Annotated in this window: 8 protein-coding genes; all 8 read left to right on the top strand. The window is 62.5% G+C overall.

Features of this window, described 5'->3' with window-relative positions:
- The first annotated feature begins 6 nt into the window (after positions 1-6).
- The 8 genes from ACL2XM_RS01720 (at position 7) to baeR (ending at position 13224) form a co-directional block, all read left to right on the top strand.
- Positions 7-1170 carry a methionine aminotransferase gene (locus ACL2XM_RS01720; RefSeq protein WP_410014063.1) on the top strand — a complete coding sequence of 388 codons (1164 nt, stop codon included), beginning with the start codon at positions 7-9 and terminating at the stop codon, positions 1168-1170.
- Between the two features lie 59 nt (positions 1171-1229).
- A complete protein-coding gene (locus tag ACL2XM_RS01715) occupies positions 1230-2012 on the top strand; it encodes an ABC transporter substrate-binding protein (protein WP_410014062.1) in 783 nt (260 codons plus the stop codon).
- Positions 2013-2202: 190 nt separating this feature from the next.
- On the top strand, positions 2203-3459 hold the full coding sequence (locus ACL2XM_RS01710) for an MdtA/MuxA family multidrug efflux RND transporter periplasmic adaptor subunit (protein ID WP_413732188.1): 1257 nt from the start codon (positions 2203-2205) through the stop codon (positions 3457-3459).
- Positions 3459-6578 carry an MdtB/MuxB family multidrug efflux RND transporter permease subunit gene (locus tag ACL2XM_RS01705; RefSeq protein ID WP_410014060.1) on the top strand — a complete coding sequence of 1040 codons (3120 nt, stop codon included), beginning with the start codon at positions 3459-3461 and terminating at the stop codon, positions 6576-6578. The genes ACL2XM_RS01710 and ACL2XM_RS01705 overlap by 1 nt, the downstream gene beginning before the upstream one ends.
- Positions 6575-9661, top strand: coding sequence for a multidrug efflux RND transporter permease subunit MdtC (gene mdtC / locus ACL2XM_RS01700; protein ID WP_413721145.1), 3087 nt, complete (start codon positions 6575-6577; stop codon positions 9659-9661). The genes ACL2XM_RS01705 and mdtC overlap by 4 nt, the downstream gene beginning before the upstream one ends.
- Before the next feature lie 7 nt (positions 9662-9668).
- Complete coding sequence (gene mdtD, locus ACL2XM_RS01695; RefSeq protein WP_413721146.1) at positions 9669-11123, top strand: multidrug transporter subunit MdtD; 1455 nt, start codon at positions 9669-9671, stop codon at positions 11121-11123.
- 8 nt (positions 11124-11131) lie between these two features.
- Positions 11132-12517 (top strand): two-component system sensor histidine kinase BaeS, encoded by a 1386-nt coding sequence (gene baeS / locus ACL2XM_RS01690; RefSeq protein ID WP_413721147.1) that lies wholly within the window; start codon positions 11132-11134, stop codon positions 12515-12517.
- On the top strand, positions 12514-13224 hold the full coding sequence (gene baeR / locus ACL2XM_RS01685; protein WP_410014056.1) for a two-component system response regulator BaeR: 711 nt from the start codon (positions 12514-12516) through the stop codon (positions 13222-13224). Before baeS ends, baeR begins: the two co-directional genes overlap by 4 nt.
- Positions 13225-13229: the final 5 nt, after the last annotated feature.

Raw genomic sequence — 13229 nt, 5'->3', positions numbered from 1 at the left:
GTTCCCATGCAGAGCGTTATTCCCCCCAGGTCTAAGTTGCCCGATGTCGGCACCACGATCTTCACCACCATCGGACAGCTGAGCGCCGAGCACCAGGCCCTGAATCTGTCCTCGGGGGCGCCAAGCTTTGACTGCGATCCGCTGTTGATAGACGGCGTGGCGAAAGCCATGCGTGCCGGACATAACCAGTATGCGGCAATGCCGGGACTGATGGCCCTGCGCGAGGCGCTGGCGGATAAAGTCGAGCGCCTGTACGGCTGCCGGTATGATCCTGAAAGCGAAATCACCATACTCGCCAGCGCCAGCCAGGGGCTTTACAGCGCCATCAGCGCCCTGGTGCATCCGGGCGACGAGGTGATCTATTTTGAACCGGCGTTTGACAGCTATTCCCCCATCGCCCGCTTGCAGGGGGCGGTGCCGGTGCCGGTGAAAATCCCGCTGGAACAGCACGCTATCGATTGGGACGCGGTGGCCGCGGCCGTGACGCCGCGCACGCGCATGATTATCGTCAACAGCCCGCATAACCCTACCGGCATGGTGTTCAGCGAAGAAGATATCCAGCGGCTGACCGCCCTGACCGCCGGCACCGATATCCTGATCCTCTCCGACGAAGTGTATGAGCATATGGTGTTCGACGGCGCGCCTCACCGCAGCATGGCGGCGTATCCCGCCCTGGCCGAGCGAAGCGTGGTGGTTTCGTCCTTCGGTAAAACCTACAGCGTCACCGGCTGGCGCGTGGGGTATTGCCTGGCGCCGGCCGAATTGATGCTGGAAATCCGCAAGGTGCATCAGTTTATGGTTTTTGCCGCCGATACGCCGATGCAGTATGCGTTTGCCGAAGCGTTGGGCAAGCCGGAAAGTTATCTCGGCCTGGCGGCTTTTTACCAGCAAAAGCGCGATATACTGACCCGCGCCCTGCGGGATTCGCCGTTTAAACTGCTGCCCAGCGCGGGCGGTTTTTTCCTGTTGGCGCAGTTCAGCCATTTCTCGGCGGACAGCGATAACGATATGGTTATAAAATTAATCCGCGATGCCAAAGTCTCGTCGATACCCCTGTCGGCGTTTTACAGCGACGGCACCGAAACCGGCATGATCAGGCTCAGTTTCGCCAAAGATGAAGCCACGCTGCGCGAAGGCGCGCGCCGGCTTTGCGCATGGCGCCAGGCGTAAGTGGCCGGGATGGCCGTATTTTTTTGACGTTCACACACTACCTATGACGGGACACGACAATGAAAAAAATAGCGACACTGTTGATATTGGCCTGCGGCATGGCCGCGCTGCCGGCCATGGCGGCCGAGGGCAAAATCCGTTTTGGCCTGGAAGCGCTTTACCCGCCGTTTGAATCCAAATCGCCGAGCGGTGAATTGCAGGGGTTCGATATCGATTTGGGCAACGCCGTGTGCCAGGCCGCCGGCGTCAAATGCGAATGGCTGGATACCTCATTCGATGGTTTAATCCCGGCGCTGCAGGGGCGCAAATTCGACGCCATCAACTCGGCGATGAATGTCACCGAGAAGCGCCGCCAGGCCATCGATTTCACCCAGGTGATCTATCGGGTACCCACCAAACTTATCGCCCGCGCCGACGCGGGGCTGCAGCCGACCCCGGACGCGCTGAAAGGTAAAAGCATCGGCGTGCTGCAAGGCTCCATCCAGGAATCCTACGCCAACGCCCACTGGGCCGGCCAGGGCGTGAACGTGGTGGCCTACCAGGATCAAAACCAGATCTATATGGATTTGACCTCGGGCCGCCTCGATGGCACGCTGGTGCTGGCGCCGGCCGGGCAGTCCGGTTTCCTGTCCCAGCCCCAGGGCAAGGGCTTTGCGTTTAGCGGACCCGCGGTCAGCGATGACGCCATCCTCGGCAGCGGCATCGCCTTCGGCATTCGCAAAGGCGACGACGCCCTGAAAAAACAGCTGGACGACGCCATCGCCAAGGTGAAGGCCCAGGGAACCATCGGCACCCTGGCGAAAAAATATTTCGGCGATATCGACGTGTCCGCCCCCAACTGATGCGTCCGCAGGCCCCGGAAAGCACTTTTCGGGGCAATATTCATACCAGAACGACAAACCCTGACAATACCTCCACACTTCCTCCATTTTTACCCGCGTTTTTTTGGCTAAACTGGGTATATCATTCTTATTTTATGCGGGAACGTGCGATTCTGATGCCTTGTCCGCATGATTACAGGTATAGCGATACATGAAGGGTAAACGCAATGGACGCTTATTGCTCCTGATAACGACACTGCTGATCCTCCTTATCGGCGCGTTTTTCATATGGCGGCATGTCCGGGAACAGCCCGCCGCCGAACCCACCGCCGCCGCCCGGCCGGGCGCGGCCCGCCCCGAGACCGGGCGGCGTGGCGGCCGCGCCGGGCGCCACGCGCAAACGCTGTCGCCGGTGCAGGCGGCCACCGCGCAGTCCCGATCGGTGCCGCGGTTTCTCACGGGCCTGGGCACGGTGACCGCCGCCGGCACCGTCACCGTGAGGAGCCGGGTGGACGGCCAGCTGATGGCGCTGCATTTCGCCGAGGGCCAATGGGTCAAGGCGGGGACGTTATTGGCGCAAATCGATCCGCGGCCGTTTGAGGTGGCGCTGCTGCAGGCCAAGGGGCAGCTGGCGAAGGACCAGGCGACGCTCGCCAACGCCCGGCAGGATATGGCGCGCTACCAGCAGTTGGTCAAAACCAGCCTGGTCTCCCGTCAGCAGCTCGACACCCAGCAATCATTGGTGCGCGAGGCCGAGGGCACTTTGCTGGTGGACCAGGCGGCGGTGGCCAGCGCCGAGCTGCAACTGGCCTACAGCCGCATTACCGCGCCGATGGACGGCCGGGTCGGCCTGCGCCAGGTGGATGTGGGTAATTTTATCACCAGCGGCGATACCACGGGCATCGTGGTGCTGACCCAGACGCGGCCGATCGATGTGCTCTTTACGCTGCCGGAAAGCGATATTCCAAGCGTTATCGCCGCGCAGAAAACCGGCAACGCGCCCCTGATTGAAGTATGGGATCGCACCAATAAAACCAAGCTGACCGAGGGCGCGCTGCTCAGCCTGGACAATCAAATCGACGCCACCACCGGCACGGTAAGGCTTAAGGGCCGCTTTGCCAATGCCGACGACAGCCTGTTTCCCAATCAGTTCGTCAATATCCGCATGAAGGTGGACACCTTGCAAAACGCGGTGGTGATCCCCCCCGCCGCGGTACAGATGAGCAACGACGGCCATTTTGTCTGGGTCCTGAACGATGACGACCAGGTGAGCCAGCACCGGGTCACCACCGGCATGGAAGACAGCCAGCAGGTGGTGATCACCGCCGGCCTGCAGGCGGGGCAGCGGGTGGTTACCGACGGTCTTGACCGGCTGACCGAAGGGGTCAAGGTCGAGGTTATCGCCCCCGCCAGCACGCAGCCCGCCGCAGTCCCCCGCGCCCCCGCGCGCCGCGGGGAAAAATCCTGATGGAGTTGCTGCCGTCCAGCCATAGCGGCGGCCCCTCGCGCCTGTTTATCCTGCGGCCGGTCGCCACGACGCTGCTGATGATCGCCATCCTGCTGGCCGGTATCCTCGGCTACCGGACGCTGCCGGTGTCGGCGCTGCCCGAGGTGGATTATCCCACGATCCAGGTGGTGACGCTGTATCCCGGCGCCAGCCCGGACGTGGTCACCTCCGCCATCACCGCGCCGCTGGAGCGGCAGTTCGGCCAGATGTCGGGATTAAAGCAAATGGCGTCGCAAAGCTCGGGCGGCGCGTCGGTGGTTACGCTGCAGTTCCAGCTGTCGCTGCCGCTTGACGTGGCGGAACAGGAAGTGCAGGCGGCCATCAATAACGCCACCAACCTGCTGCCGGACGATCTGCCCAATCCGCCGGTATACAGCAAGGTCAATCCCGCCGATCCGCCCATTATGACGCTTGCGGTCACGTCGACATCCATGTCGATGATCCAGGTGGAAGATATGGTGGAAACGCGGGTGGCGCAGAAAATTTCCCAGGTCAGCGGCGTGGGGCTGGTCTCGATTTCCGGCGGCCAGCGCCCGGCGGTGCGGGTCAAGCTTAACGCCCCCGCCCTGGCGGCCTATGGCCTGGACAGTGAAAGCGTGCGCACCGCCATCGACGCCGCCAACGTCAATTCCGCCAAGGGCAGCCTGGATGGCCCGCAGCGTTCGGTAACCCTGTCGGCCAACGATCAGATGAAATCCGCCGAGGATTACCGCCGGCTTATCGTCACCTGGCAAAACGGCGCGCCGGTGCGGCTGCGCGATGTGGCGACCATTGAACAGGGCGCCGAGAACAACCGCCTGGGCGCCTGGGCCAACCGTCAGCCGGCCATTGTCATGAATATCCAGCGCCAGCCCGGCGCCAATGTCATTACCACCGCCGACAGCATCCGCGCCCTGTTGCCTTCGTTAACCGCCAGCCTGCCGAAGTCGGTCACCGTCTCGCTGCTGGCCGACCGTACCGACAATATCCGCGCCTCGGTCAGCGATGTGCAGTTTGAACTGTTGCTGTCCATTGCGCTGGTGGTGATGGTGATTTACCTGTTCCTGCGCAATGCCGCCGCCACCATTATCCCCGCCGTGGCCGTGCCGCTGTCGCTGGTGGGCACCTTCGGGGTGATGTATCTGCTCGGATTTTCCGTCAATAACCTGACCCTGATGGCGCTGACCATCGCCACCGGTTTTGTGGTGGACGACGCCATCGTGGTGATCGAGAACATCTCCCGTTATATCGAACAGGGGGAAAAACCCCTGGCGGCGGCGCTGAAGGGCGCCGGCGAGATAGGCTTTACCATTATTTCCCTCACCGTGTCGTTGATCGCGGTGTTAATCCCGCTGCTGTTCATGGGCGATATCGTCGGGCGGCTGTTCCGGGAATTCGCGGTGACCCTGGCGATAGCCATCCTGATTTCGGCGGTGGTGTCCCTGACCCTGACGCCGATGATGTGCGCGCGCATGCTGAGCTACGAATCCCTGCGCCGGCAGAACCGCTTTACCCGCGCCAGCGAAAGGCTGTTCGAACAACTGGTGGCCGGCTACGGCCGCTGGCTGCGCAAAGTGCTGTTTCATCCCTGGCTGACGCTGTCGGTGGCGATTGCCATGCTGGCGCTGACCATTGTCCTGTACCTGGTTATCCCGAAAGGATTTTTCCCCACCCAGGACAACAGCGTGATCCAGGGCACGGTGCAGGCGGCGCAAAGCGTGTCGTTCAGCAATATGGCCCAGCGCCAGCAGGAGGTGCTGTCGGTCGTCATGCGCGATCCGGCGGTACAAAGCGTATCCTCGCTGATTGGCGTGGACGGCGCCAACGCCACGCTGAACAGCGGACGGCTGCAGATCAACCTCAAGCCGCTGGATAAGCGCCAGGACAGGATCGGCGTGGTGATCGAACGCCTGCAGCGGGCCACCGCCGGCCTGACCGGCATCCAGCTTTACCTGCAGCCGGTGCAGGACCTGACCATCGATACCCAGCTCAGCCATACCCAGTATCAGTTTACCCTGCAGTCCTTGTCCCTGACCGATTTGGGTAAATGGATACCGCCGCTGCTCACCCGGTTGCAAAGCCTGCCTCAGCTGCGGGATGTCAGCAGCGATTTGCAGGATCGCGGCCTTGAAGCCTATATCAAGGTGGACCGGGACAGCGCCAGCCGCCTGGGCGTCAGCATGGCCGATGTGGCGAACGCGCTGTATAACGCCTTTGGCCAGCGCTTGGTTTCCACCATCTATACCCAGGCCAACCAATACCGCGTGGTGCTGGAGCAGGATACCGACACCCTTTCCGGGCTCGCGGCGCTCGACGATATCCGCATCAGGGGCGCCGACGGCAATATGGTGCCGCTAAGCGCCATCAGCAGCGTACAGCAGCGCCTGGGCGCCTTGTCCATCAACCATCTCGAGCAATTCCCCGCCGCCACCGTCTCGTTCAATCTCGCCCCCGGGTATTCGCTGGGCCAAGCGGTGCAGGCCATTACCCGGGCGGAACAGGATCTGGATGTGCCCGACTCCGTGGCCACCCGGTTCCAGGGCAGTACGCTGGCGTTCCAATCGGCGCTGGAGAGCACCGTATGGCTTATCGTGGCGGCCATCGTGGCGGTGTATATCGTGCTGGGCGTGCTGTATGAAAGCTTTATCCATCCGGTCACCATCCTGTCCACCCTGCCCACCGCCGGAGTGGGCGCGCTGCTGGCGCTGATCCTGTCCGGCCACGAGCTGGACGTGATAGCCATAATCGGCATTATCCTGCTGATCGGCATCGTCAAGAAAAACGCCATCATGATGATCGACTTTGCCCTGGCCGCCGAACGGGAAAAAGGCATGACGCCCTATGACGCCATTTTCCAGGCGTGCCTGCTGCGCTTTCGCCCGATCCTGATGACCACCCTTGCCGCGCTGTTCGGCGCCCTGCCGCTGATGTTCAGCACCGGGGTCGGGGCGGAGCTGCGCCGGCCGCTGGGAATTTGCATGGTGGGCGGGCTGGTGGTGAGCCAGGTGCTGACATTGTTCACCACCCCGGTGATCTATCTGCTGTTCGACCGCCTGTCGCGCCGCGGCCGGGCCGTTGTCGATAAGCCGGAAACGACATGAAATTCTTCGCCCTGTTTATCTACCGCCCGGTGGCCACGCTGCTGCTGACGCTGGCGATTGCCCTGTGCGGGGTGATAGGCTTTCGCCTGCTGCCGGTGGCGCCGCTGCCGCAGGTGGATTTTCCGGTGCTGCTGGTCACGGCGTCCCTGCCCGGCGCCTCCCCCGAGACCATGGCCTCGTCGGTGGCCACGCCGCTTGAGCGGGCGCTGGGCCATGTGGCCGGCGTCAATGAGATGACGTCCACCAGCGCCCTGGGCACCACGCGCATTATCCTGCAGTTTGATTTTGACCGCGATATCAACGGCGCCGCGCGCGACGTTCAGGCGGCGCTGAACGCGGCGCAAAGCCTGCTGCCCAGCGGCATGCCCAACCGGCCGCAGTACCGCAAGGTGAATCCGTCCGACGCGCCGATCGTGATCCTGACCCTGACCTCGGACACCTACAGCCAGGGCCAGCTTTACGATATCGCGTCCACCCAGCTGGCGCAGAATATTTCCCAGATGGACGGCGTCGGCAATGTCACGGTCGGCGGCGGCTCGCTGCCGGCGGTGCGGGTCGAGCTCAATCCCCAGGCGTTGTTCAACCAGGGCGTATCGCTTGACGAAGTGCGCGAGGCCATCAGCCAGGCGAACGTGCGCCGTCCGCAGGGGGCGCTGGAGGACAACCAGTCCCGCTGGCAAATCCGCACCAACGACGCCCTGTCTACTGCGCGGGAATACCAGCCGCTGATTGTGCACTACCAAAACGGCGGCGTGGTGCGGCTGCAGGACGTGGCCGACGTGCGCGATGCGGTACAGGATGTGCGCAACGCCGGCATGGTCAACAGCAAGCCGGCCATTTTGATCGTGATTTTCCGCTCCCCCGACGCCAATATCATTTCCACGGTGCAAAGCATCCGGGCGGCCATCCCCGCCCTGCGCGCCTCGATACCGGCCGGCATCGAGATGAACGTGGCGCAGGATCGCTCGCCGACTATCCGCGCCTCCCTCGACGAAGTGGAACAGTCGCTGGTGATTGCGGTGGCGCTGGTGATCCTGGTGGTACTGCTGTTCCTGCGCTCCTGGCGCGCGACGCTGATTCCGGCGCTGGCCGTGCCGGTGTCGCTGATCGGCACCTTCGCCGCTATGTACCTGTGCGGGTTCAGCCTGAATAATATCTCGCTGATGGCGCTGACCATCGCCACCGGTTTCGTGGTGGATGACGCCATCGTGGTGGTGGAGAATATCGCCCGTCACGTGGAATCCGGTATGAATCCCCTGGCGGCGTCCCTGCTGGGGGTGCGTGAAGTGGGTTTTACCGTACTGTCGATGAGCCTGTCCCTGGTGGCGGTATTTATTCCGCTGCTGCTGATGAGCGGCCTGCCGGGCCGGCTGTTCCGCGAGTTCGCCGTGACGCTGTCGGTGGCTATCATGATTTCCCTGGTGGTGTCGCTGACGCTCACGCCCATGCTTTGCGCCCGCCTGCTGGGCAGGGATACCGCGCGCGCCGCTAAAAAAACCGATCGGTTTACCGCCCTGCTGCTGCGGCTGCAGGGCGGCTACGCCCGTTCGCTGCGCTGGGTGCTTAATCATGCCGGCTGGGTGCTGGTGCTGTTTTTGGCCACCCTGGCGCTGAATGTATGGCTGTATATCGCCATACCCAAAACCCTGATGCCGGAGCAGGATACCGGGCGGATACAAGGGTTTATCCAGGCCGATCAGAGTATTTCCTTCCAGGCGATGCGCGGCAAGCTGCAGGACTTTATGAAAATCGTGGCGGCCGATCCGGCGGTGGACAATGTCACCGGGTATACCGGCGGCTCGCGCACCAATGCCGGCTCGATGTACATCTCCCTGAAGCCGTTATCCGAACGCCGGGAAAACTCGCAGGAAATTATCGCCCGCCTGCGCGCCAAGCTTGCCCGGGAGCCGGGCGCCGATCTGTATTTGTCGGCGGTGCAGGATATCCGTGTCGGCGGGCGGGAGTCCAACGCCGCCTACCAGTACACGCTGCTGGCGGACGATCTGGCGGATCTGCGCGCCTGGGAACCCAAGGTGCGCCTGGCGCTGGCGGCGCTGCCCGAACTGGCCGATGTGAACTCCGACCAGCAGGATAAAGGGGCGGAGCTGGGATTGATCTATAATCGCGACGTGCTGTCCAGCCTGGGTCTGGCGGTCTCGGACGTCAATAATCTGCTTAACAATGCGTTCGGCCAGCGCCAGATATCCACCATCTACCAGCCCCTGAATCAATATAAAGTAGTGATGGAAGTGGCGCCGGCCTATACCCAGGACCCCAGCGCGCTGGACCACATGTTTTTGATCAACAGCGCCGGCCAGCCGATCCCGCTGTCGGCATTTGCCCAATGGCAACCGGCCAACGCCCCGCTGTCGGTTAACCACCAGGGACTGTCCGCTGCCTCGACCATCTCCTTTAACCTGCCGGAAGGCGTGGCGCTGTCCACCGCCTCCGGCGCCATCGAACGCGCCATGACGGAATTGGGCGTGCCCGCCAGCGTGCGCGGCACCTTCGCCGGCACGGCCAAGGTCTTCCAGCAGACCCAGCAATCCCAACTGTGGCTTATCATCGCCGCCATCGCCACGGTGTATATCGTGCTGGGGATCCTCTATGAAAGCTATGTTCATCCGCTGACCATCCTGTCCACCCTGCCCTCGGCGGGCATCGGCGCGCTGCTGGCCCTGGAGGCGTTCAGCGCCCCGTTCAGCCTGATTGCCATGATAGGCATCCTGCTGCTGATAGGCATCGTCAAAAAGAACGCCATTATGATGGTGGACTTCGCCCTGACCGCCCAGCGGCAAAGCGGCATCAGCGCGGCGGATGCCATTTTTCAGGCCTGCCAGCTGCGCTTTAGGCCCATTCTCATGACCACCCTGGCCGCGCTGTTCGGCGCGCTGCCGCTGGTGATCGGCAGCGGCGACGGCGCCGAGCTGCGCCAGCCCCTGGGCATTACCATCGTCGGCGGGCTGGTGGTCAGCCAGCTGATGACCCTGTACACCACGCCGGTGATTTATCTGTTTTTTGATAAATTGCGTCTGAAAGGGCGTCCGTCCCGCGCCGGCATCGTTATCCCCGAGCAAGAGTAACCGCGATATGCAATGGCATCCCTTTCATCATAACACCGCCCCCGCCGACCCCCGGCCCTCCGCTTCTGTGCACTGGCAGCTGTGGACGGTGGCCTTTGGCTTTTTTATGCAAACGCTGGACACCACCATCGTCAATACCGCCTTGCCCTCGATGGCCCATAGCCTGAAGGAAAACCCGCTGCATATGCATTCGGTTATCGTCTCCTATGTGCTGACGGTGGCGGTGATGCTGCCGGCCAGCGGCTGGCTGGCGGACCGGTTCGGGGTGAAAAAGGTTTTTTTCAGCGCCATCGTGCTGTTTACCCTGGGTTCCCTGCTGTGCGCGCGGGCCGGGTCGCTGCAGGAACTGGTGCTGTCACGGGTGGTGCAGGGCATCGGCGGCGCGATGATGGTGCCGGTGGGCCGCCTGACGGTGATGAAAATCGTGCCGCGTTCGCAGTATATGGCGGCGATGGCGTTTGTCACCATGCCGGGGCAGATCGGGCCGCTGATCGGTCCCGCCCTGGGCGGCTTCCTGGTGCAATACGCCAGCTGGCACTGGATCTTCCTGATTAACCTGCCGGTGGGGATTGTCGGCGCCCTGATCACCTGGCTGCTGATGCCGAACTACAAAATGGAAACCCGCGGCTTTGATATCGGCGGATTTTTCCTGCTGGCGGTGGGCATGGCCACCATGACCCTGGGGCTGGAAGGCCATAAAGGGCTGAATATCCCCCCGGCGTATATCGTCGGCCTGATGCTGACCGGCCTGCTGGCGCTGTTTGGCTACTGGCTGCACGCCAGGCGCAATGAAAACGCGTTGTTCAACCTGCGGCTGTTTGAAACGCCCACCTTCGCCATCGGCCTGCTCGGCAGCCTGCTGGGCCGCATCGGCAGCGGCATGCTGCCGTTTATGACGCCGCTGTTTTTACAGCTCGGCATGGGCTACACCCCTTTTCACGCCGGGCTGATGATGATCCCGATGGTGATAGGCAGCATGGGCACCAAACGCATTATCGTGCAGTTGGTCAACCGCGCCGGTTATCGGAACGTCCTGACCGGCGCCACGCTCGGGCTGGCGGCGGTGAGCCTGGTGTTTCCGCTGGTGGCGCTGGCGGGCTGGACTTACGCCATCCCGGTGGTACTGTTTTTCCAGGGCGTGGTTAACGCCATGCGTTTCACCTCGATGAACACCCTGACGCTCAAGGATCTGCCCGATCCGCTGGCCAGCGGCGGCAACAGCCTGTTGTCGATGGTGATGCAGCTGTCCATGAGCCTGGGCGTGACCACGGTGGGCATCCTGCTGGGCTTGTTTGCCGGCGGCCAGGCGCCGCTGGCGACAGGGGATATCCACGGCGTGTTTATCGCCACCTATTTATGCATGGCGGTGGTGATTGCCCTGCCGGCGCTGGTATTTATGCGCGTACCGCCGGACACCTCGCCCAATGGGCTATTGTCCCAAAGCGACCCGAAGGGCCAATGAGGCGTAAAATGAAATTCGGCATTACCGCAAAGCTGTTCCTCGCCATTTTCGCCACCTGCATGTTGGTGGTGATTACCATGCACTGGGGCGTGCGCGTCAGCTTTGAGCGCGGTTTTATCGATTATATTAAACGCAGCAATAACCAGCGCATCGAGCTGTTAAGCACCGCGCTGGCCGAACAGTACCAGTTGCACGGCGACTGGCGTTTCCTGCGCAATAACGACCGTTTTGTCTACCAACTGCTGCGTTCTTTTGAACAAAACCTGGACGAGGGCAAGAACCTGCCGCCCCACGGCCTGCGCACCCAGATCTGGGTGGTGGACGCGCAGCGGCAAAAGCTGGTCGGGCCGGGCGGCCCCCTGCCGGATGAAGGCCCGCGCCGTGCGATCAACGTGAACGGCACCCTGGTCGGCTGGGTGATGTCGACGCCGGTCGAGCGCCTGACACGCGATGCGGATATCAGTTTCGACGCCCAGCAGCGGCGCACCAGCTGGCTGATTGTCGCGCTGGCGGGACTGCTGGCGGCGGCGGTTACCTGGCTGACCGCGCGCGGCCTGCTGGCGCCGGTCAAACGGCTGGTGAGCGGGACCCATCAGTTGGCCGCCGGCAACTTTTCAACCCGGGTGGAGACCGGCACCCAGGATGAGCTGGGGCGGCTGGCCAATGACTTTAACCAGTTGGCCATGTCGCTGGAAAAAAACGACGCCATGCGCCGCGCGTTTATGGCCGATATTTCCCACGAGCTGCGCACGCCGCTGTCGATACTGCGCGGCGAGCTGGAAGCGCTGCAGGACGGGGTGCGCCAGCCCACCGGCGAATCCCTCGCGTCCCTGCAGGCGGAGGTCGCCATCCTGACCAAGCTCGTGGATGATTTACATCAGCTTTCCCTCTCCGACTCAGGCGCGCTGGCCTATCGCAAGGACCGGGTGGACGCCATCCATATCCTGGCTATCGCCGCGGCCTCGTTTCGGGAACGTTTTGTGCTCAAAGGGCTGGACCTGACCCTGGCGCTGCCCGATAAGGCATGGATATTCGGCGATGCGGATCGCCTGACGCAGCTGTTCCTCAACCTGCTGGAAAACAGTTTGCGTTATACCGACGCGCCGGGCAGCGTGGCCGTCGAGGGATGGATACGGGAAGACAGCCTGACGCTGCGCTGGCGGGACAGCACGCCCGGGGTCGAGGATGACCAGCTTACGCAGATTTTTGAACGGTTCTACCGTACCGAGGGCTCACGCAATCGCGCCAGCGGCGGCTCGGGGCTCGGGCTGCCTATTTGCCAGAATATCGTCGAGGCGCACGGGGGACGCATATCGGCCGCGCATTCGGCTTCTGGCGGCCTGCAAATCACGGTACAATTACCCCTCGATCAACGGGCACCCAGGACTCTATGAGCGAACTCGACAGCGCGCCGCTAACCATCCTTATCGTCGAGGATGAGCCCAAGCTTGGGCAATTACTGGTGGATTACCTCCAGGCGGCGGATTACCGCACCCATTGGCTGACGCGGGGCGACGAAGTGGCCGACTATCTGCTGAAGACGCCGGCCGCGCTGGTGCTGCTGGATTTGATGCTGCCGGGCCGCGACGGCTTGTCGGTGTGCCGCGATATCCGGCGCTTTTCCGATGTGCCGATTATCATGATGACCGCCAAGACCGATGAGATCGACCGCCTGCTGGGCCTTGAAATCGGCGCGGATGATTATATCTGCAAACCTTACAGCCCGCGGGAAGTGGTGGCCCGGGTCAAGGCCATCATGCGCCGCTGCTATCGTCCGCAGGCCTGCGCGCCGCAGCCCAGTCCGTTAAAAATCGACGAGAACAGGTTCAAGGCCAGCTACCGCGATCTGGCGCTGGATTTAACCCCGGCGGAATTCCGCCTGCTGAAAATACTGGCCGGCGCGCCCGGCCAGGTCTTTTCGCGCGAAGCCCTGCTCAACCAGCTGTATGACGATTACCGCGTGGTGACCGACCGCACCATAGACAGCCATATCAAGAATTTACGCCGCAAGCTGGAAGCACTGGCCGACGATGTGGTGTTTATCCGCGCCGTCTACGGCATGGGCTATCGCTGGGAAGCCGAGCCCGGAGATTTAATTTAACCGAT

It is taken from the genome of Sodalis sp. RH20, from assembly GCF_047324205.1.
Taxonomy (GTDB): Bacteria; Pseudomonadota; Gammaproteobacteria; order Enterobacterales; family Enterobacteriaceae; genus Acerihabitans.
This window is presented reverse-complemented; position numbering and strand designations above follow the sequence as displayed.

Excerpts from the sequence above, each read along its gene's own strand:
- ACL2XM_RS01720 (WP_410014063.1), top strand. The coding sequence starts at position 7 with ATGCAGAGCGTTATTCCCCCCAGGTCTAAGTTGCCCGATGTCGGCACC.
- baeS (WP_413721147.1), top strand. The coding sequence starts at position 11,132 with ATGAAATTCGGCATTACCGCAAAGCTGTTCCTCGCCATTTTCGCCACC.
- baeR (WP_410014056.1), top strand. The coding sequence starts at position 12,514 with ATGAGCGAACTCGACAGCGCGCCGCTAACCATCCTTATCGTCGAGGAT.
- ACL2XM_RS01705 (WP_410014060.1), top strand. The coding sequence starts at position 3,459 with ATGGAGTTGCTGCCGTCCAGCCATAGCGGCGGCCCCTCGCGCCTGTTT.
- ACL2XM_RS01715 (WP_410014062.1), top strand. The coding sequence starts at position 1,230 with ATGAAAAAAATAGCGACACTGTTGATATTGGCCTGCGGCATGGCCGCG.
- mdtD (WP_413721146.1), top strand. The coding sequence starts at position 9,669 with ATGCAATGGCATCCCTTTCATCATAACACCGCCCCCGCCGACCCCCGG.
- ACL2XM_RS01710 (WP_413732188.1), top strand. The coding sequence starts at position 2,203 with ATGAAGGGTAAACGCAATGGACGCTTATTGCTCCTGATAACGACACTG.
- mdtC (WP_413721145.1), top strand. The coding sequence starts at position 6,575 with ATGAAATTCTTCGCCCTGTTTATCTACCGCCCGGTGGCCACGCTGCTG.